The sequence below is a fragment of the Deinococcus soli (ex Cha et al. 2016) genome (assembly GCF_001007995.1).
GTDB lineage: Bacteria > Deinococcota > Deinococci > Deinococcales > Deinococcaceae > Deinococcus > Deinococcus soli.
On sequence record NZ_CP011389.1, the window covers coordinates 2,693,689 to 2,712,133 of the forward strand.

The 18,445-nt window shown below is 70.9% G+C and carries 20 protein-coding genes and 1 tRNA gene; 13 read left to right on the forward strand and 8 right to left on the reverse strand.

All coding sequences use genetic code 11. The annotated features are described in order from the left end of the window. Positions 1-10: 10 nt before the first annotated feature. Positions 11-1,486 (reverse strand): hypothetical protein, encoded by a 1,476-nt coding sequence (locus SY84_RS13090; RefSeq protein WP_046844376.1) that lies wholly within the window; start codon positions 1,484-1,486, stop codon positions 11-13. Positions 1,487-1,738: 252 nt separating this feature from the next. Here SY84_RS13090 and SY84_RS13095 point away from each other — a divergent pair, with 252 nt between their 5' ends. Genes SY84_RS13095 through SY84_RS13110 form a run of 4 tightly spaced genes read left to right on the forward strand, consistent with a single transcriptional unit; the run spans position 1,739 to position 4,768 of the window. Then, positions 1,739-2,629: a fructosamine kinase family protein gene (locus SY84_RS13095; protein ID WP_052751163.1), complete on the forward strand. Its 891-nt coding sequence runs from the start codon at positions 1,739-1,741 to the stop codon at positions 2,627-2,629. Positions 2,630-2,682: 53 nt separating this feature from the next. Next, a complete protein-coding gene (locus tag SY84_RS13100; protein ID WP_046844377.1) occupies positions 2,683-3,543 on the forward strand; it encodes a VOC family protein in 861 nt (286 codons plus the stop codon). 16 nt (positions 3,544-3,559) lie between these two features. Beyond that, on the forward strand, positions 3,560-4,414 hold the full coding sequence (locus tag SY84_RS13105) for a hypothetical protein (RefSeq protein WP_046844378.1): 855 nt from the start codon (positions 3,560-3,562) through the stop codon (positions 4,412-4,414). A gap of 33 nt (positions 4,415-4,447) precedes the next feature. Next, positions 4,448-4,768 carry a non-heme iron oxygenase ferredoxin subunit gene (locus SY84_RS13110; RefSeq protein WP_046844379.1) on the forward strand — a complete coding sequence of 107 codons (321 nt, stop codon included), beginning with the start codon at positions 4,448-4,450 and terminating at the stop codon, positions 4,766-4,768. 58 nt (positions 4,769-4,826) lie between these two features. Here the strand turns inward: SY84_RS13110 and SY84_RS13115 are convergent, their stop codons facing one another. The 4 genes from SY84_RS13115 to SY84_RS13130 all read right to left on the reverse strand — a co-directional run bounded on the left by SY84_RS13115 (position 4,827) and on the right by SY84_RS13130 (position 8,980). Next, positions 4,827-5,342, reverse strand: coding sequence for a hypothetical protein (locus SY84_RS13115; RefSeq protein ID WP_046844380.1), 516 nt, complete (start codon positions 5,340-5,342; stop codon positions 4,827-4,829). A gap of 151 nt (positions 5,343-5,493) precedes the next feature. Beyond that, entirely contained in the window at positions 5,494-6,195 is a 702-nt protein-coding gene (locus tag SY84_RS13120; RefSeq protein ID WP_052751164.1) for an ankyrin repeat domain-containing protein, read from the reverse strand. Continuing rightward, positions 6,192-7,619: a serine hydrolase domain-containing protein gene (locus SY84_RS13125; protein WP_157882986.1), complete on the reverse strand. Its 1,428-nt coding sequence runs from the start codon at positions 7,617-7,619 to the stop codon at positions 6,192-6,194. Before SY84_RS13125 ends, SY84_RS13120 begins: the two co-directional genes overlap by 4 nt. A 188-nt stretch (positions 7,620-7,807) precedes the next feature. Further along, positions 7,808-8,980 (reverse strand): acetyl-CoA C-acetyltransferase, encoded by a 1,173-nt coding sequence (locus tag SY84_RS13130; RefSeq protein WP_046844381.1) that lies wholly within the window; start codon positions 8,978-8,980, stop codon positions 7,808-7,810. Positions 8,981-9,122: 142 nt separating this feature from the next. Here SY84_RS13130 and SY84_RS13135 point away from each other — a divergent pair, with 142 nt between their 5' ends. From SY84_RS13135 to SY84_RS13150, 4 genes are read left to right on the forward strand one after another with little or no spacing between them, the layout of a single operon-like run. After that, on the forward strand, positions 9,123-9,779 hold the full coding sequence (locus SY84_RS13135) for a hypothetical protein (RefSeq protein WP_046844382.1): 657 nt from the start codon (positions 9,123-9,125) through the stop codon (positions 9,777-9,779). Then, positions 9,776-10,273: a hypothetical protein gene (locus tag SY84_RS13140; RefSeq protein WP_157882987.1), complete on the forward strand. Its 498-nt coding sequence runs from the start codon at positions 9,776-9,778 to the stop codon at positions 10,271-10,273. Before SY84_RS13135 ends, SY84_RS13140 begins: the two co-directional genes overlap by 4 nt. After that, a complete protein-coding gene (locus SY84_RS13145) occupies positions 10,270-10,701 on the forward strand; it encodes a hypothetical protein (protein WP_046844384.1) in 432 nt (143 codons plus the stop codon). The genes SY84_RS13140 and SY84_RS13145 overlap by 4 nt, the downstream gene beginning before the upstream one ends. A 1-nt stretch (position 10,702) precedes the next feature. Further along, a complete protein-coding gene (locus tag SY84_RS13150) occupies positions 10,703-10,930 on the forward strand; it encodes a helix-turn-helix domain-containing protein (protein WP_046844385.1) in 228 nt (75 codons plus the stop codon). A gap of 15 nt (positions 10,931-10,945) precedes the next feature. On the opposite strand, the gene SY84_RS13155 is transcribed toward SY84_RS13150, so the two are convergent. Then, positions 10,946-11,536 carry an RNA polymerase sigma factor gene (locus SY84_RS13155; RefSeq protein WP_046844386.1) on the reverse strand — a complete coding sequence of 197 codons (591 nt, stop codon included), beginning with the start codon at positions 11,534-11,536 and terminating at the stop codon, positions 10,946-10,948. An 89-nt stretch (positions 11,537-11,625) separates the two neighbouring features. Here SY84_RS13155 and SY84_RS13160 point away from each other — a divergent pair, with 89 nt between their 5' ends. After that, entirely contained in the window at positions 11,626-12,003 is a 378-nt protein-coding gene (locus tag SY84_RS13160; RefSeq protein WP_419177405.1) for an FUN14 domain-containing protein, read from the forward strand. A 191-nt stretch (positions 12,004-12,194) separates the two neighbouring features. Here the strand turns inward: SY84_RS13160 and SY84_RS13165 are convergent, their stop codons facing one another. Continuing rightward, entirely contained in the window at positions 12,195-14,087 is a 1,893-nt protein-coding gene (locus SY84_RS13165) for a peptidylprolyl isomerase (protein ID WP_046844387.1), read from the reverse strand. A gap of 40 nt (positions 14,088-14,127) precedes the next feature. Here SY84_RS13165 and SY84_RS13170 point away from each other — a divergent pair. Together SY84_RS13170 and SY84_RS13175 are read left to right on the forward strand one after the other, a co-directional pair. Next, positions 14,128-14,204, forward strand: a tRNA-Arg gene (locus tag SY84_RS13170). Positions 14,205-14,410: 206 nt separating this feature from the next. Continuing rightward, entirely contained in the window at positions 14,411-15,412 is a 1,002-nt protein-coding gene (locus tag SY84_RS13175) for an SIS domain-containing protein (RefSeq protein WP_046844388.1), read from the forward strand. Positions 15,413-15,555: 143 nt separating this feature from the next. On the opposite strand, the gene SY84_RS13180 is transcribed toward SY84_RS13175, so the two are convergent. Next, entirely contained in the window at positions 15,556-16,518 is a 963-nt protein-coding gene (locus SY84_RS13180; RefSeq protein WP_046844389.1) for a homoserine dehydrogenase, read from the reverse strand. Positions 16,519-16,868: 350 nt separating this feature from the next. On the opposite strand from SY84_RS13180, the gene prfA reads away from it, so the two are divergent. Further along, positions 16,869-17,963, forward strand: coding sequence for a peptide chain release factor 1 (gene prfA, locus SY84_RS13185; protein WP_046844390.1), 1,095 nt, complete (start codon positions 16,869-16,871; stop codon positions 17,961-17,963). Then, on the forward strand, positions 17,950-18,444 hold the full coding sequence (locus tag SY84_RS13190; RefSeq protein ID WP_046844391.1) for an NUDIX hydrolase: 495 nt from the start codon (positions 17,950-17,952) through the stop codon (positions 18,442-18,444). Before prfA ends, SY84_RS13190 begins: the two co-directional genes overlap by 14 nt. Position 18,445 lies beyond the last annotated feature (1 nt).

The following is an 18,445-nucleotide window of genomic DNA, read 5'->3' on the forward strand; positions in this document are numbered from 1 at the left end:
CCGGGCGCCATTATGCCGTGGCCGGGGCGAGCCAGCGGGCGCGGGGCAGGAGCAGGAGGAGCAGTGTGGCGGCCAGGACCGTGAGGATCAGTCCGGCGTGGCCGCCGGTCAGGAATGCCAGGGGCAGCGCGGCGCAGGCGAGCAGGGGCAGCAGGGGCGTGCGGGCCTGTCTGGGACCGCCGAGGATCACCCAGGCGAGAACCGCGCCCAGGAGGCTGCCGAGGACCTCGGCGGGCAGGAGGGGCAGGTACGCGGTCAGCACGCCGCCGAGGGTGAATCCCAGCGCGAGGCCCAGCAGCGCGCCGCCGAGCGTGAGGGGAGAGAGGGGTGTGCGGCGCGTGACGGCCCACAGTGGAATCAGCAGAGAGGCGAGGACCACGGCGAGGCCCTGAGCGAGGTGCACCTTGGTGAGGGTCTCGCGGACGCTACCCTGTGTGAAGACCACGGCGACGTCCTGCGCGGTCACGGCGTTCTTCAGCTGCCAGCGCAGCGTGGCGGGGCCGCCCAGCGTGGGTCGGGTCTGGCTGGTGGGGAACAGCGAGTACCGCTGGAACTTGGCGGGGCGGTCGGCGGTGACGGTCACGTCGAGATCCCTGATGGCCTCGCGGCGGCTGAGCTGGTAACTCCAGGCGCGCGAGCCCTGGTGCGCGTACGCGACCTGCACGTCCACGCTGCCCCCGGCGGGCACCTGCCCTTCCCAGACGCTGCCGCTGAGGAGATCGCTGGCGCTGAGGGCCTGTCCGTTCACGGTCAGGGTGAAGCCGCTGAGGGTGCCGCTCCCGCCGGGCAGCGGGAACGCGAAGCGCAGCGTGGCGGGCGTGCTCAGCGGGTTGCGGAAGCGGTAGCTGGCCTGGAAGGCGGCGGTGTAGTACGTGCCGCGTCCCCCGGCGGGCTCCACGAAGCGCAGGTCGGCGCGGACGACGCCGCGGTCGAAGTCCAGCGGACGCTGCGACTGCATGACAACTTCTCGCGTGTACCGCAGGCCCTCGGGCGTCCGGGTGAAGTTCTCGCGCAGGTCCTGCACGGTGTCGCCGGGGCTCCCCAGGTAAGGCAGCAGGCTGTCCAGGCTGTTGTCCACGCGGATGCTGGTGGCGACGTCGCTGGGCAGCAGGAGGCTGCGGGTGTACGTGCGGCTCTCGAGGAGGGCGGCGCTGGGCGCGACCTGCACGGTCTGTCCGCCGTCGGGGTCGGCGGCGTTGGCGTAGCGGGCGTTCTGCTGCGCGGCGATGCGGGCGTCCACGGCGCGGCGCGACACGTTCAGCGTGACCAGCGCCCCGCCCAGCAGGAGCGCGGCCAGCGCCCACCCGCCGAGCTGCGGCGCGCGGGTGCCCAGCCCGTGCAGCGCGCGGCGGGCGCGGTCCCGGTCGATCAGGGCGAGGCCCCCGAGGGCCAGCGCGAGCACGGCCAGGACGAGGGCAGTGGGCAGGGCGAGGTCGAGCAGGGCGCGCAGCGCGCCGAGCAGGACGGTCAGGGCGGTCTGAACCATGGGGCCTCCGGGGCTCCGGTGGACGGGTCCAGACCGGACCGGTTCACCCGGGCAGAGCGGGAAGGAGCGACGACGGGTCTGGACGCGGAGCTGGAAGACCGGTGGGGGGGCGGTGGTCCAGCGCAACAGACGGACGCCGACTGAAGGTGGGGAAGAGGTTGTGGTGGATGATGCTCCCCGGAGTACACCACTCACGGCCTTCGTGAAGCGTCCCTCTTTGGTTGCAGGGATCGGCGCGGGGCACGATGGAGCATGACGCTCCTCGACCTGCCTGTCCGGCCCCTGACCCCGCTGCTGGAGATGCACCTGGGCGCGGGCATCCGCGCGGCGCAGCGGCTGCACGGCGGGGACATCAGCGACACGTTCCGGCTGGACACCACGCGCGGTCCCTTTGTCCTGAAGACCTCGCCGCAGAAGGCGGGCCGCCGCCTACCGGACGGGTTCTACGCGGCCGAGGCGCACGGCCTGGGCCTGCTGCGCCCGGCGCCGCTGGTCACGCCGGACGTCATCGCGCACGGCAGCGGTCCCGCCGGGCAGCCGTACCTGCTGCTGTCCTGGCTGCCGCCCGGCGAGGACACGCCCGCCGCGCAGGACGCCCTGGGGCGCGGCCTCGCGGCGCTGCACGCCCGTCCGGCCCCGGGCTTCGGGGGGCTGCCGGACAACTATTTCGCGTCCCTGCCGCAGCGCAACCCGCCCGCCGCGAGTGCCGCCGGGTTCTTCTGGACGGCGCGGCTGGAGCCGCTGCTGACCCGCGAGCGGCTGCACCTGACCCCCCGCGACCGGGCGGGCTTCGACACGCTGCGTGAGCGGCTGCCAGACCTGGTCCCGCCTGAGCCGCCTGCACTGGTCCACGGCGACCTGTGGCACGGGAACGTGCACTACACGCCGCGCGGCCCGGCCCTGATCGACCCGGCGGTGGGGTTCAGTCACCGCGAGGTGGACGTGGCGGCCCTGCGGCTGTTCGGCGGCGTGCCCCGACGGGTCTTCCAGGCGTACCACGAGGCGTACCCGCTGGCGGACGGCTGGAAGGCGCGCGCGGCGCTGTGGAACCTGTACCCGCTGCTGGCGCACCTGCTGCTGTTCGGCGAGGGGTACCTGGGCCGCACGCGCGAGGCGCTGCACGCGGCCCTCAATCCACGTTAGGTAGGTTTTGCAAACCGGTTGATTTATCAAAGCAGAAGGGGCACACTACGGACATGACCACCACCTCCGTCCTGCCCGCCAGTACCCACGTCGGCGCCGTGCACCTGAACGTCCGCGACCTGAACGGCACCGCCGCGTTCTACGCCACCCTGCTGGGCCTGAATGCCGCGACCCAGACCGACACCGACGTCATTCTGGCCGCGCAGGGCAGGCCGCTGCTGCACCTGCACGCCGCGCCGGACCTGCCGCGCGCGCCCGTCAGCCGACCCGGCCTGTACCACACCGCCTTCCTGCTCCCCACCCGCGCCGACCTGGGCCGCTGGCTGGCGCACGCCGCGCGGCTGGGCCTGCGGATCGGCAGCGGCGACCACCTCGTCAGCGAGGCCTTCTACCTCAGCGACCCCGAAGGGAACGGGATCGAGGTCTACGCCGACCGCCCGCGCGACACCTGGACGTGGCGGGACGGCCAGGTGCAGATGGACACGAAAGCCGTGGACGCCGCTGCCGTCCTCGCGTCCGCCGGGATCGACCCTGCCACGCTGGACGGCGCGCACCCCTTCACCGCGCCGCAGGACACGACCGTCGGGCACGTGCACCTGAAGGTCGGCAGCGCCGCGCAGGCCGCCCGCTGGTACGCCGACACGCTGGGCCTGGACGTCGTCGCCGACCTGGGCAGCGCCGCGTTCCTGTCGTGGGGCGGATACCACCACCACGTCGGCCTGAACGAATGGCACAGCGCCGGGCAGCCCGCGCCGAGCACCCCCGCCGCCGGACTGGCCGGCGTGACCTTCCACACCCCCGACCTGGGCACCCTACGCACGCACCTCGCGGGCCGCGCGGACATGCAGGACGCGGGCGACCACCTGACCCTGCGCGATCCCTGGGGCAACCGCGTGACCGTCGCCCAGCGCTGATTCTGTACGCTGGGGCATGCGCGCCCACCACCGAACCCTGCTCCTGGCCGGCCTGCTGACCCTGATCCCCGGCACCGCGCAGGCCGCCGCGCCCGCCGGACTGCACCCCGTCCTGGCCACGCTGCCCGGCAGCGGCGGCACGTACCTGCTGGGCGGCTGGCAGGACGGACGCTGGCTCTCTGACGCCCAGACCCGCACCCGCATGGCCACCTGGGCGACGTACACCCGCTTCGCCCCCGGGTCGGCCCCCACGCGCGTGCAGGGAGGCCGCCCCACCTCACTGGGTGAACCGTGCGAGGTCACCTTCGAGGTCAAGGTCACGCCCGCCCGCGAGGGACTGGCCGTCCTCGCCTCGGCCCGGCTGAACGCCCAGCCGCGCCCCGTCACGGTCCTCCCCACCCGCAACGCCACGTACGAGACCGCCGTGCGGGCCGAACTGAAACGGCGGGGCCTGCCGAATCCACAGGTGACCCTCACCCGCCTGATCCGCGCCGACCTGGACGGCAACGGCACCCAGGAAGTCATCATCGAGGCCCGCCACTTCCAGAACGGCCGGGACGACTTCCCCCCGCCCGTCGGGCAGCCCGGCGACTACAGCCTCCTGCTGCTGCGCGCCGTGGTGGGCGGGAAGGTCGTGACCACCGTCCTGGGCGAACACATCGCGCCCCAGACCCCCTGGGATTCCGGCAGCAGTGACCCCATGCCCATGGCGACCCTGCACCGGCTGGCGGGCGTGGCCGACCTGAACGGCGACGGCCGCATGGAACTCGTCCTGTACGGCGCGTACTACGAGGGCTCGGGCTTCAGCGTGCAGCAGTGGACGCCCGCCGGACTGAAGGGCACGCCGTTGGAAAGTGGCTGCGGCGTGTAAAGCCCGTGCGGGCAGGCGCTACACTCGCGCCTGATGAGCGACACGCCCGCCCGCACCCTCGTCGGCCCCGCCGAAGCCCTGCCCGACGGACAGCAGACCGCTGTGGATATCGGTGGGGTCAGCGTGGTCGTCGTGAACTTCGAGGGGCAGTTCTACGCCCTGCGGAACAACTGCACCCATAAGGACTTCCCGCTGCTGGGCGGCGACGTCAGTATGGGCCGCATCACCTGCGAGAAGCACGGCGCGAAATTCGAACTCGCGACCGGGAAGGCCAAGACGCTGCCCGCGGTGAAACCCGTCAAGCTCTACCGCACGCAGGTCGAGGATGGCCAGCTGTACGTCTCCGAGCTGTAACCACACGTCAAGAGGGGGAGGCCGTGACCGTCACGGCGTCCCCCTCTTGCTCTTCAGTTCAGAACCCGCGCTCCGTGTCGCCGTGCACCTGACTCTGAAGTTCGGGCGTCTCACCCTCCGGCAGGTCACCGGGCCGCTGGCTGACGCGGGGCGGACCCTGCTCGCTGGGCGGCGTATACCCGGGATTCTGATCAATCGCCTCACGGTGGTGCTCCAGAGCAATGGTCGTGGACGCGTTGATGCCCACGCCCGCCGTCGGGACGATGGTGTCGAGATTCTCGCCGCCCAGCCCGGCCACCGTCTGTGCCCCGGCGAACTCGGCGTCCTGCGGCGTGTGCTCCATGGCCTCCACGTCGCGCGTGGCGAGATGATCGAACTGCCCGGTCACCTCCTTGGCACTGTGCACCTCGACCGGCTGGTACTTGCCCTGATCGGCGCTGCCCACGCGGTCCCCGGCAGGCGTGGTCGTGTACGCCGCCTGATGGTCGTCCTTCCGGTCGGGCGTGTCGAAGCCGGTCTGCGCGCCGTGCTCGCCCGTCCGCTGCGGGTTGCTGTGATCATCGTGATTGGTCATGCAACCAGTCTGCGGCGCCCGCCCAGCTGCCGCCTTCCGGCTTTCTTGAGCCACTCCCGCACAACCGTTCATCGCGCCGCGCCCGCGTCGGCTACGGCCACGCTCCGGGCCGACGCCGCCCACCCGGGTGACAGCGCGGTCAGGAGCGCGGTCAGGTAGGCAGCAGTCCCCCCAGCGCGTCGGCCAGCGCCGCGTGCCCCTCCGCGCGCGCGAAATCCGCGGCGCGGCGACCGTCCGCCGTTACCGCTTCCGCGTCCGCCCCACGCTGACGCAGGAACAGCGCGAGCCCCGCGTCGCCGTTCTGCGCAGCGGCCATCAGCGGCGTGAATTCGTCCTGCTGCGTGGCGTTCACGTCCGCGCCCGCCATCACCAGCGCCCGCGCCAGCGCCGCGTGCCCACCCGCCACCGCCGAGTGCAGCGGCTGCACCCGCATCGCGTTGCGGCTCACCGCGTTCACGTCCGCGCCGCGCGACAGCAGCACCTCTGCCACCCCCGCGTGCCCGAAGAACGCCGCGAGGCCCAGCGGACTGAACCCGTCCCCGCTCACGCCGCCCACCAGCGCCGGGTTGGCGTCCAGTTCGCGCGTCAGGGCCGCCTCGTCCCCCAGCGCCGCCGCCTCGAACACGTTCAGCGGCGCGCCCAGCTCGACCAGCACGCGCGCCATGTCCGCCCGGCCGTAGTACACCGCGAACAGCACCGGACTCACGCCCATCGGGCTGGGCAGGCCCAGCAGCCCCGCGTCCCCGCCCACCAGGGCGCGCAACAGCGCCTCGTCCCGCGTCTTGATTGCCAGGAAAAACGCCGCCTCCCGGTCCCCCACGGTCACACCATCACCCGTTACACCATCACTCATGCGCCCAGGGTAGAGGCTCGGGCACTCAACGTGTGGCCCTCGCCGTAATGCGGAGCGCACAGATGCACCGTCACGGGCGCATCCGGCGCGGGCCAGCGCACCTCCCAGCGGGCGCCGTCCCCGATCAGCAGCAGGGTCAGGGCCAGCGTCCCGTCCGCCTGCCAGCCCGCCCGGACGGTCAGGGCGACGGTGGTGCCCCAGGTGTTCAGCGTCTGCTCCTCCCAGGCGTTCAGGGTGAAGCGGACCGTGTTCGGCACCCGCCCGTCGAGGATCAGCGTGCCGCGTTCGCTCGTGACGGTCAGGGTCGCGGCCTCCCACCCCTCGTCGTTCGGGCTGAAGGTGAAGTGCGCCCGCACGTCTCGCAGCGGGGGCGGATCGAGGATCTCCGGAACGTCCAGCATGAGGCCCGCGCAGCGCACCCGCAGCGCCTCCGTGTCCGCACCGGGCGACAGGGGAGACTCCTGCGCGTTCCCCAGCAGGTGCGTCCAGGTGTGATCCAGCACCCGCCCCATGTCGCCCACGCCCGCCGTGACCGCCAGTACCATGTCCTGCTCCGGCATCACCACGCAGAACTGCCCGAACGCGCCGTCCGCGCGGTACGCGCCGTGACGGCAGCGCCACAGCTGATACCCGTACCCCTGCGCCCAGTCGCTGTTCCCGTCGTCGGGGTTCGTGCCGGGCGGGACGTGCGCGGCACTCATCGCGTCCACCCACGCCGGAGCCAGCAGCGTCCGCCCCTGCCACACTCCCCGGTTCAGCAGCAGCTGCCCGAACCTCGCCACGTCCCCGGTCCGCAGGTGCAGGCCCCACCCACCCAGGTTCACGCCCCGCGCGTTGCTGACCCAGTGCGCCCCCCGGAACCCCAGCGGCTCCAGCAGGCGCGGCGTCAGGAAGTCCAGCAGCGTCCCCCCGGTCACGCGCTGCACCAGGGCCGACAGCATGAACGACGCGCCACTGCTGTACACGAAGTGCGTCCCCGGCCTGAACGCCACCGGCTGCGCCAGGAACGCCGCTGCCCAGTCCCCGTCCCCCGCCGCCACCAGTGCGTCCGTCACGTCCGCCGCGTGCCCCGTCCGCATGGTCAGCAGATCCTCGACCCGCATGGCCCGCAGGTGCCCGTCCACCACCGGCGGCAGGGCGTCCGGGAAGAGGTCCACCACCCGGTCCTCCACACCCAGGCGACCCTCCTGTACCAGCAGCCCCACGCCCACCGCCGCGAACGCCTTGCTCAGCGAGTACACGTGATGCACCCGCTCCGGCCCGTAAGGGAACCAGTGCCCCCCGGCCACCACCCGCCCCGACCGCCGCAACGTGAAGCCATGCAGCTCCAGCCCGTCCGCCGCCAGGGCGTCCAGCCACGCCAGCACCGCCCCGGACGGCAGACCCAGCGACTCCGGCGACACCTGAACCATAGAAAGAGGCACGCCCCACGCTACGGGACGTGCCACGGCGGCGGCATCCGCCAGGTGGCGCAGTGTTATATGGACTCCGGTTGAAAGGTTTGCAAAATCTTTCAACCCGAGCGGAGCGAGTAGGAGAGAAACGGGTTCCGGTCGTGGAGTTGGCAACCCGGTGTGGTTCCGGGTTGTCAACGAAACAAACGGAATCCGTATTAAGCCCGGGCGCGCACCACGACGGCGATGCCCATGCCGCCGCCGATGCACAGGCTGGCGACGCCGGTTTCCTTGCCCAGGCGGCGCAGCTGGTGGATCAGCGTGACGAGCACGCGCGCCCCGGAAGCGCCGATGGGGTGGCCCAGGGCGACGGCGCCGCCCGTGACGTTCACGCGGGCGGGGTCGGCGTTCAGGTCACGCACGACGGCCAGGGACTGCGCGGCGAAGGCCTCGTTCAGTTCGAACAGGTCCACGTCGGCGACGCTCATCCCGGCGCGGGTCAGGGCGACCGGGACGGCCTTCGCGGGGCCGATGCCCATGATGGCGGGGTCCACGCCGATGGCGGCGTAACTGGCGATCTCGGCCAGGATGGGCAGGCCGTGCGCCTGCGCGTACTCCTCGCTGGCGACCAGCAGCATGGCGGCGCCGTCGTTGATGCCGCTGGCGTTCCCGGCGGTGACGGTCCCGTCCTTCCTGAAGGCGGGTTTCAGTTTCGCGAGGGCCTCGGCGGTGGTGGCGCGCGGGTACTCGTCGGCGCTGAAGGTCGTGGGGCCCTTGCGGCCCGGCACCTCCACGCTGACGAGTTCGTCCGCGAAGAAGTTCCCGTCCAGCGCGGCGGCGGCGCGGGTCTGGCTTTCGAGCGCGAAGGCGTCCTGTTCCTCGCGGGTGAGGTTCCATGCCTCGGCGATGTTCTCGGCGGTGATGCCCATGTGGTAGTTGCCGAACACGTCGGTCAGGCCGTCCGAGAGGATGGAGTCCAGCGCCTGCGCGTGCCCCAGCCGGTACCCTTCACGGGCGCGGGGGAGGAGGTACGGGGCGCGGCTCATGCTCTCGGTGCCGCCCGCGAGGTACAGCTGTCCGTCCCCGGCGCGGATGCCCTGCGCGGCGCTGATGACCGCCTGGAGGCCGCTGCCGCACACGCGGTTCACGGTCAGTCCGGGCACGTCCTGCGGGAGGCCCGCGCCGATCCCGACCTGACGGCCCACGTTCATGCCGCTCCCGGCCTGAAGGACGTTCCCCACGATCACGTCCGCCACGTCCGCGCCGCTGACGCCGTCCAGCACGGCCTTCGCCGCCGTGACGCCCAGGTCGGCGGCCGAGACGTCCTTCAGGCTGCCCATGAAGCTTCCGATCGGCGTGCGCTTCGCCGCCACGATCACCAGTTTGCTCATGCCCGGAGAATAACGGGCGTTCGTTACAGCGGCGGGTCACCGGAGGGGGAACGGCGGCGTGCATCTCTGCTTGACGCTCTACGGTCCAGCGGTCATATTGAAAAACGATAATATCGAAGATCGATAAATCCCTGGAGGCACCATGCTGACCCCCGCCCGCGCCCAGACCATCCTGTCCTTCACGCTGACCACGCTTGCCGTCCTGATCGCCCTGATGCTGCTGGTCTTCCTGTGCGGTGCCTTCACGTCCGGTGACAGAACCCAGACCGTGTTCAGCGTGAACATTCCCCTCGACCTCACGCTCAGCCTGCCGGGCGGCCGGTACGACGTCTCGACCTTCCACCTGCCGCTCGGCGACCTGCCGGGATGGGTCAGACTTGGCTGGCTCGCCGGTTTCACCCTGCTCATGGCGGGCGTGATCGCTCTGCTGTGGCGTGCCCGGCAGTTCACGCGCCGCCTGCTCAGCGACCCGTTCCATCCAGACAACGCCCGCGACCTGACCCTCGCTGCGCGACTGGCCCTGATCGGGCAGGTGTTTGCCGCGCCGCAACCCCTGCTGAACGGCTGGATGTTCGCCCGCATCCAACCGCTTGAGGCCCTGCGCCGCCAGCTTCCAGAAGACACCATCGTGCGCGGCCTCAACACCGACAGCAGCCTGCCCTTCAGCCTGTTCGGCGTGAACCTCACGCCCCTGCTGATCGCCGCGGCCTGCGTGCTGTTCTCGTCCGCCCTCACCCAGGCGGCGCACATCCGCGAGCAGGAACGCCAGCTGCGCGCCGAACAGGAGCTGACCGTATGACCCGATCCCGTCGCCTTCTGAATGCCTTGCTCCCGTTGCTGATCGTCGCCACCGTGCTGATCCTGACTGTTCTGGGTGTCCTGCTGATTGGGGACCTGCTGGTGCTCTCCTACGGCGACTGGCCGGGCGCCCTGACGCTCCCCTGGACGGTCGTGACCTTCTCCGGGTACTGGTTCCTGACCCTCGCCCTTGTCGTTGCCTGGCGCAGGGGGCCGCTGTGCAGTCGGGTCAGCAGTCACCTGTCCCGCGCCGGGCAGTGGTTGTTCTGGAGTCCGCTGCTGCTGATTCCCACGGTGTTGGGCCTCGACCGGTTGCTCACAGTCCGGGGATGGCATACGGATTCGAGTCAAATGCACCTGCCGGGCGAGTCTTTCAGCCCGGATGTCCTTCTATCTATGGTGGTGTCCATGGCGCTGCCGCTGCTGCTCATGGCGCTCTCCGGCTGGCTGGACGAGGGGCGCGCCAGCCTGGACCGCCAGAGGACGACCATATGACCCTGACTCCGCTGCTGCGCACCCGTGCCCTGACGCGCCTCGAACGTCTGTGCCAGTTGGGACTGCTGCTCGGCACGGCTGCGCTGATCTACGGCCTGACCCGGCGGGGCTGGTCCGCGTTGCCCCAGATGCTCCTGGGAAGTCTCCCGGCCGCGCTAGCCCTGCTGTTCCTGTGGCGGGCTGCCCGCGCCAGCCGCCAGGGCAACCTGAGCGTCATCCCGCGAGAGGTCGCGCTGGCGGGCGTGGCCCTGCTGGCCGGGCAGGTCGTTCCGGCCCTGCTGCCGCTGGTCACCGCCGATCCACTGCTGCTGGCCAGCAGCGCTGGACTGCTCGTGTTTTCAAGCCTGCCCGGCGTGGGGCTGCTGGCGTTCGCGGCGGTGCTGAATGTCACCTTCAAAGTGCTGCGCGACGAGGAACTGACGGTCTGACATGCCCATCCGCGTGCACCTTGACGACCTGCTGGCGCAGCGGGGCATGACCCTCTCGGAACTCTCCTCGCGGGTGGGGATCACCCTGGCGAACCTCAGCATCCTGAAGACCGGGAAGGCCCGCGCGGTACGCTTCAGCACCCTGGACGCCCTGTGCCGCGCGCTGGACTGTCAGCCCGGCGACCTGCTGCGCTGGGAGGACGGTCCCCCCGACCCGGACGACCCGTGACGGACTGGACGGAGCTCAGTGGACGTCGGCGACGCTTTCGAGGAGGTCGGCGAGTTGCTCCTTGGCGCGGAACACGCGGCTTTTGGCCGTGCCGATCGCCACCCCCTGAATCTGCGCGATCTCGTCGTAACTGAGGTCTTCGACGAAGCGCAGCACGACTGCCTCGCGGTACTCGTGCGGCAGCTGTGACAGGGCGCGCTGCACGCGGTCCTGCGCGTCGGCGCTCTCGGCAGCCTGCACGGGCGAGCGGCGCTCGCTGGTCACCTCGAAGCCCACGTCCTCGCGCGCCTGCTCCAGCGAGAAGCGTTGCAGCTGCTTGCGGCGGTGCGATTCGATCTGGGTGTTGCGCGCCACCTGATACAGCCACGGCAGCACCCGCTCCCCGGCGCGGAATGTGCGGATGCTGCGCCACGCGCGGTAGAAGACCTCTTGCGTCAGGTCCAGCGCGTCCTCGCTGTTGCCTTCCAGGCGGTACAGGTACCCGTACATGCGGCCCTCGTACTCCTGCACGAACTCGAACCAGGCCTGCTCCTCGCCCGTGCACAGGCGCCCATACAGCTCTGGGGAGATCACGTCGGGAAGGGAGGGCTCGGTCGGGAGGGTCACGGTCCCTACACCATACCGCGCCGCGCCTCCCGTGCCGTCCGCCTTTCAGCGCAGTCGGCCCCCCGCCCACACGCTAGGATGCGCGCACCTTGAGCGCCACCGGTTCACTCCTCAGTCTGCTGGCCAGTACGGCGCCCGCCCCGGCGGGCTTCGCGGACGCCCTGAAATCCCTGCTGCCCGACCTGAGCGTCGGCGCGCTGCTGGGCTTCGCGACGGGCGTCGCGCTGAAGCACATCGGGCGCTGGGCGCTGGTGGGGCTGGGCGTACTGGTCATCACGTTGCAGGTGCTGGCGTATTTCGATCTGGTCAGCGTGAACTGGTTGCGCGTGCAGGCGCTGGCCGGGCCGTGGCTGGCGCAGGGCCGCGAGAACGGCGGCGCGTGGCTGACCCGCCTGCTCACCGCGAACCTGCCCTTCGCCGGGGCGTTCACGGCGGGATTGCTGCTGGGCCTGCGCGCCCGCGTCTAATACGGACTCCGATTGAATGGGGTGCAGAACCCGCTCAATCCGAGCGGAGCGAGCAGGAGAGAAACGGGTTCCGGACGTGGAGCTGGCAATCCGGTGAAGTTCCGGATGGTCGGCGAAACAAACGGAATCCGTCTGGTCATGAGAAACCGCCCCGTCACCTGGGTGACCGGGGCGGAGCAGGGCGGTGAGGCTTACTTGTCGGCGGGGGGGGCGCTGGTGGCGCTGCCGTCCGTCGTGGGGTCGGTTGCCGCGCCGTCCGTCTGGCCGTCGGTGCTGTCCTTGGCGGGCGTGGCGGGCGTCTTGGGCGCCGCGGCGGCCACGCGCTTCTCCTGCGCGGCCAGCACGGTCTTCAGGTTGTCGGTGGGCTTGAGGGTCTTCACCTGGGCGTCCAGGAAGGTCTGGCCCTCGCTGCTCTTCTTCTGGCCCAGCACGACCGGCTCAATCTGGTCGCGCACCTCGGCGAAGCTCCGGGTCTCGGCGGGCTTCAGGTCGGTGACGTACAGCACCGAGTAGCGGTCGCCGACCTTCACGACGTCGCTCAGGCTGCCGTCGGCGGCGTCCTTGAGGGACTTCGCGGCGAACACGGCGGCGTTCAGCTCCTCACTCAGCTTGCCGTCCCCGGCGGTGACGGTGCCGCGCTCGCTGACGGTGCCGCCGGCCTTGCTGGCCGCCGAGACGAAGTCCCCACGGGTGTAGCTGCTGCGGAAGGCCACGGCCTTGGCCTGATCCTTGAAGCTGGCCTCGCTGACCGCCGCGCTGGCGGGCGATTCGAACTGGGCCTTGTTCTCGGCGTAGTACGCCTGCAGGTCCGCGTCGGTGACCTTCGCGTTCCGCGCGCCGTACGCGGCGACGCCCTGCGCGATCTCCTGGCGGGTGCCGACGAGGTTCAAGTTCAGGCGCTCGGCGATGGTGGGCGCCGCGTACCCCTGGATGATCTGCTGCACGACCTGCGGTTTCAGCATGCCGTTCACGAGCTGCGAGGCCTGCTCGGCAGGCACCTGCTGGAGCAGGCTGCCGAACTGCTGGTTCTGCACGACCTGCTCGATCACCTGCGAGTAGCGGACGTTCTGCCCGGCGACGGTGGCGACGGTGGGGTCCTCGACCTTCCAGTTCAGGTCCTTGAACTCGATCTTGGCGTCCTTGCGCAGACCCTCGACCCAGGCTTCCACGGCGGCGTTCTTCTTGCTCTCGTTCACGGCCGTCGCGACGTCGCTCTTGGCCTCGGCGAAGGGCTTGGCGCTCGGCGCGAGGTACTTCTCGACTTTCACGATGTAGAACTTCCCGCCGCTTTCCACGACGTCCGTCAGGCCGCCGTCCTTCAGGGCGAAGGCGGCCGCGCCGACCTCGCTGGGCAGCGCCACCTGCGCCACCGGGCGCGGCACGCCGTTCTCGATGGGGCCCAGGGCGCCGCCCCGGTCCTTGAACTCGGTGCTGTTGGCCCCCGCGAGCTGCGCGAAGTCCGCGCCACCCTGGAGCTGCTTCAGGAGGTCCGCGGCCTTGGCCTTGTCGGCCACGACGATCTGACGGCCCTGGATGCGCGCGTCCGTCTGGTACTTCTCCTGGTTCAGGTCGTAGTACGCCTGGAGTTCCGCGTCGGTCGCGGCGGGGACGGCCTTCTTGATCTCGTCCACCTTGCGTTCGATGGCGAGGCTCTGGCGCACCTGCTTGCGGTAGTCGCTGTCGGTCAGGCCCACGCCCTGCAGCGCGTCCGTCCAGGCCTTGTTGTCGGTCAGGTTGTTCTGCGCGCGGACTTCCTTGACTTTGGCGTCCACGTCGCTGCGACTGACCTTGATGTCCTTCACGGCGTTCGACACGAGCGTCTGGTCGACCTGCTGCGCGACCACGTACGTCTTGAAGTCGTCGCCGAGCACGCCGGTGTCGGTGCTGCTCAACACCGGATTCTGCCGTCTGGCGGCTTCGAGCTGCTCGACGGTGACGGTCGTGCCGTTCACGGTCAGGGCGGGCGTGCCGGTCTGCTTGTTAAACAGGTCGCCCAGGTTCGGGGTGAACTGGTAGGCCATGCCGACCACGAGCAGCAGGGCCAGGACGCCCATCAGGACGTTCACGAGTTTCTTCTTGTTCACTTGATCTCCTTCATGCGAAGTGCTAGGTTACGCGAGCTATGCACTCGTAGCTCAGGTGGATAGAGCGTTGGCCTCCGGAGCCAAAGGCCACTGGTTCGAGTCCAGTCGAGTGCACCACACACTGAACGCCACCCCACCGGGGTGGTGTTTTGCGTTCAGGACGCGGACGTCCCTGGCAGTTGTCTGGATGCGCACGCGCCGGATTCTAGCACGCAAAATTAAGTGGACGTGAAGAAAAAGATTGCGTGCCTGACGCACTTTTCAGCCCTTTTGGCCGGTGTGCGTCACCCCGGACCACGCCCAGAGCCTGTACCCTGAAGCGCATGAGCACCCACCTCCTGACCCTGCTTGAAACGCTGCCCGGCAGCTACAGCGGCCCCACCCGCCCCGAGGACGGCCCCTACGGCCTCGTCGGCAGCGGCGAGGGTACCCTCGCGGCGCACCTCGCGCAGACGCTCGTCGCGAGCAGCCTCACCCGCAGCGGCACCCAGTTCGTCCTGAGCAGCCCCGACGCCGCCGCCCTGGCCACCGACTACGCCGACCTCGCCAGCGTCGCCGGCGCGCAGGTGCGCCGCGTCGCCACCGGCGGCACCCCCGAGGAGATCGACACCCTGGTCCCCGGCGGGCCGCTCGCCACGTACCACTTCGCGCAGTACGTCGCCCACGCCACCGGCCACAGCGAGGACGCCCAGGCCGCCGACGCCCTGATCGCCGACCTCGCCGCCCGCTGCGCCCCGCACGTCACGGAGAACAACCCCGCCCGGGACCTCGCCTGGAGCCTGTGGGGCCGCCTCCCGCTGCTGCTCGCCGCGCCCGACGCGGACGCCCTGCCGCACGCGTGGCAGCAGCTGCTGGCCCGCATCGGCAAGACCCTCAGCGTCCCCCTGATCGGCGACCCCCTGCCCCTGGTGACCGGCGCGTTCGAGGCGCAGCACGAGAAGGGCGACGCCAAGGTCGCCGTGATCCTCGGGGACGCCGACGACACCCTCCTGCTGGCGCGCGAGGTGCTCGAATCCCGCATCGACGAGATCATCCACGTGCCCTACCCAGGCGGCGCGGTCGGCTACCCCGCGCAGCTGGCCCTGTGGTACTTCGGCGCGTGGGTCGCCGCGTACCTCGCCGAACGCTACGGCGCGACCGCCGCCGACCAGCCCGTCCTGGGCCGCGCGCAGGGCGTCATGAGCGGCGAGGACCGCGAACAGGCCCGCCTCGCCGCGCCCCGCGACGACCTGCGCCGCACGAACGTCGTCAAGGACTGGGCCGACGACCAGGACCTGGACGACGTGGAACTCGACGACGATGAGGACGACCGCGACGAGGAGTGAACGGGGAAGTGGAGAGTAGGCCGTGGGTCGGTCGCCTGACCCGCCCACGCTGAAGCCACCAGACAGAACAGCGGGGAGCGAAGGCCAGTGCCGACGCTCCCTGTTTCTGCTGTTCCCACTTCCCGCGCCCCACAACCCAGAATTCAGTGCAGCGGCACGTGCCCGGGGAAGCCGATCACCCAGTCGAGCAGGTCGCCGACCATGGCGCTCGCGGTGACCATGCCGCCCGCGCCGCCCCCCGCGAAGACCAGGGTGCCGCACTCCTCGCCCTCGTACACCATGGCGTTGCGGCTGGCCCCGGCGTTGCACAGCGGGTGATCCTCGGGGAGGGACTGCGGGGAGACGCGGGCCTGCCACTCGCCATTCACGCGCTCGAGTTCCGCCACCAGTTTGATGCGCTCGCCACGCGCGCGCGCCGCCTGCACGTCCGCGAGGGTCAGGCCCTCAATGCCCTGCACCTGCACGCGGTCGTACGGGAAGTTGCCGTCCGCGCAGAAGCGCGCCAGGACCGTCAGTTTGTGTGCCGTGTCGAAGCCCCCGACGTCCAGGGTGGGCGGGTCCTCCGCGTACCCCAGCGCCTGCGCCTCCGCCAGGGCCTGCGCGTACTCCTTGCCCTGTTCCATCTGCGTGACGATGTACAGGCACGTGCCGTTCAGCACCGCCTGAAGGCGCTGGAAGGTGCTGGCGCGCAGCACGGTACTCATCGGGCCGATCACGGGCGTTCCGGCCATCACGGACGCCTCGTAGTACAGCTTGCCGTCCAGCGCGTAGTCACGCAGCTCATCCCACTTCTCGGCCAGCAGCGCCTTGTTCGCCGTGATCACCGGGCGGCCCGAACGCAGGTGCGGGCGCAGCAGGCTCATGGGGTGCTCCACGCCGCCCATCGCCTCGATCACCACGCCGCACTCCTGCAGGAAGCCGGGGTCGGTCGTCAGGGGCGTGCCGGGCGGGCAGGCGCGCGGGCGCGAGGTGTCCCGGACGAGCACGCCCGCCACCTCGATCCGCACGCCCAGATCGGCGAAGATCGCCTCGCGCCTCCAAATCAGGTTCAGGACGTCCTGCCCCACGGTCCCACAGCCCAGCACGCCCACGGTCACGGTTCTCATGCGCCCGACTGTAGCGCCCCCGCCCCCCGCGTCCGGACCCCTGGATTAGACGCGTCCCCGGTGGGGGAGAGGCTGCCGGGTGTCAGGTAGGACCGCATGGACACCTGACACCCGGCAGCCCCACTGTGAGGGCCGCGTCAGGGGAACGTGTCCACAGCCGCTCACAGGCGGGCGCTAGACTGCGCTCATGATGCCCGTGTCCACCCTGTCTGCCCACAGCCGTCCGCCGTGCCGAGCACGCGGGCGCTCCCCCGCCCCGTGAGCCGCCCTGACCCGCGCCCGGCGCGCGGCCCGGCCCGGCTCGCTCCGCTCGGCCAGCGCGCGGCGCGCCGCATCCTGGCGGGCAACGCATGAGCCGCCTCGATGAACTCGCGGCGGAATTCGGGAAGGTTGAGCGGGCGCTGGGCGACCCGGCCGCTCTGGCCGACCCGCGCGAGTACGCCCGCCTGACCCGCCGTCACCGCGAACTCCTGCCCCTCGTGACCCTGCTGCGCGAACGCGACGGGCTGGAGGCGGACCTGACCGGCGCGCGCGAACTCCTGACCGACCCGGACATGCGCGAACTGGCCGCCGGGGAAGTGCAGGCCCTGGAGGCGCGGCTGGCCGAGATCGAGTCGGACCTCGTCGTGCTGCTGCTGCCCACCGACCCGGACGACACCAAGGACGTGATCCTGGAACTGCGCGCCGGGGCGGGCGGCGCCGAGGCCGGGCTGTTCGTGATGGATCTGCTGCGCATGTACACCCGCTACGCCGAGGGGCTGGGCCTGAAGGTGACCGTCCTGGACGCCAGCGAGAGCGACCTGGGCGGCGCGAGCAAGGTCGTCGCCGAGATCACGGGCGACGGCGCATTCCGCGCGTTCAGATGGGAGCGCGGCGTGCACCGCGTGCAGCGCGTCCCCGCCACCGAGAGCCAGGGCCGTATCCACACGAGTACCGTCACGGTGGCCGTGCTGCCCGTGGCCGACACCGAGGAGGTACAGCTCGACCTGTCCGAGGTGCGCATTGACGTGTTCCGCTCGCAGGGTGCGGGCGGGCAGGGCGTGAACACCACCGACTCCGCCGTGCGCGCCGTGTACCGCGCGGGCACGCCCGACGAGATCATGGTCGTGTGCCAGGACGGCCGCTCGCAGATCAAGAACCGCGAGAAGGCCCTGCAGGTCCTCGCCGCGCGCCTTGCGGAACGCGAACGGATCGCGCGGGAGGAACGCGAACGCAGCGACCGCGCCGCGCAGGTCGGCAGCGGCGACCGCAGCGAGAAGATCCGCACGTACAACTACCCCCAGAACCGCGTGACCGACCACCGCCTGGAAGGGGAGGGCAAGAACCATCCCCTCGACAGCGTCATCGCGGGCGCGCTGGGACCGGTCGTGGCGAACCTCGCCCGCGCGCAGCGCGAACTGCAACTCCTCCAGATGGGCGAGGAGGGCCAGCATGGCGCGGCGTGACCTCCTCGTCGCCGCCGGGATCCTCCGCGACCGCTTCGGCCGCGTGCTGCTCGTCGGCAACGACTGGCAGGGCCACGGGCGCGTGCGCCACACCCTCCCGGGCGGCGTGGTCGAACCCGGCGAGACCCTCCCCGAGGCGCTCTACCGTGAGATCTACGAGGAAACCGGCCTGAAGCTGACGGGCATCAGGCACATGGCGTACACCGTGCACATCGAGGACGAACGCCGCGGCGAACGCGCCATCGCCGTGGCGTTCGAGGCCACCTGGGACGGCCTCCTGAACCCCGCCGACCCCGACGGCTTCATCGTGGAGGCGCGCTTCTGCACTGTCGAGGAGGCACTGGAGAAGATCGAGGCGCCCCCCATGCGCGAGCCCCTGAGCGACTACCTGCTTACCGGGGAACCGGGGCGCTTCTACGCCTTCAAGGGCTGGGACGGTCGCGGCGGTCTGCGCATCCCGGCACTGAAGCCCCGCACCTGAC

Coding starts and splice junctions, on each gene's coding strand:
- SY84_RS13145 (WP_046844384.1), top strand. CDS start 10,270: ATGACCCTGACTCCGCTGCTGCGCACCCGTGCCCTGACGCGCCTCGAA.
- SY84_RS13090 (WP_046844376.1), bottom strand. CDS start 1,486: ATGGTTCAGACCGCCCTGACCGTCCTGCTCGGCGCGCTGCGCGCCCTG.
- SY84_RS13150 (WP_046844385.1), top strand. CDS start 10,703: ATGCCCATCCGCGTGCACCTTGACGACCTGCTGGCGCAGCGGGGCATG.
- SY84_RS13190 (WP_046844391.1), top strand. CDS start 17,950: ATGGCGCGGCGTGACCTCCTCGTCGCCGCCGGGATCCTCCGCGACCGC.
- SY84_RS13115 (WP_046844380.1), bottom strand. CDS start 5,342: ATGACCAATCACGATGATCACAGCAACCCGCAGCGGACGGGCGAGCAC.
- SY84_RS13140 (WP_157882987.1), top strand. CDS start 9,776: ATGACCCGATCCCGTCGCCTTCTGAATGCCTTGCTCCCGTTGCTGATC.
- SY84_RS13095 (WP_052751163.1), top strand. CDS start 1,739: ATGACGCTCCTCGACCTGCCTGTCCGGCCCCTGACCCCGCTGCTGGAG.
- prfA (WP_046844390.1), top strand. CDS start 16,869: ATGAGCCGCCTCGATGAACTCGCGGCGGAATTCGGGAAGGTTGAGCGG.
- SY84_RS13100 (WP_046844377.1), top strand. CDS start 2,683: ATGACCACCACCTCCGTCCTGCCCGCCAGTACCCACGTCGGCGCCGTG.
- SY84_RS13175 (WP_046844388.1), top strand. CDS start 14,411: ATGAGCACCCACCTCCTGACCCTGCTTGAAACGCTGCCCGGCAGCTAC.
- SY84_RS13120 (WP_052751164.1), bottom strand. CDS start 6,195: ATGAGTGATGGTGTAACGGGTGATGGTGTGACCGTGGGGGACCGGGAG.
- SY84_RS13180 (WP_046844389.1), bottom strand. CDS start 16,518: ATGAGAACCGTGACCGTGGGCGTGCTGGGCTGTGGGACCGTGGGGCAG.
- SY84_RS13110 (WP_046844379.1), top strand. CDS start 4,448: ATGAGCGACACGCCCGCCCGCACCCTCGTCGGCCCCGCCGAAGCCCTG.
- SY84_RS13130 (WP_046844381.1), bottom strand. CDS start 8,980: ATGAGCAAACTGGTGATCGTGGCGGCGAAGCGCACGCCGATCGGAAGC.
- SY84_RS13105 (WP_046844378.1), top strand. CDS start 3,560: ATGCGCGCCCACCACCGAACCCTGCTCCTGGCCGGCCTGCTGACCCTG.
- SY84_RS13135 (WP_046844382.1), top strand. CDS start 9,123: ATGCTGACCCCCGCCCGCGCCCAGACCATCCTGTCCTTCACGCTGACC.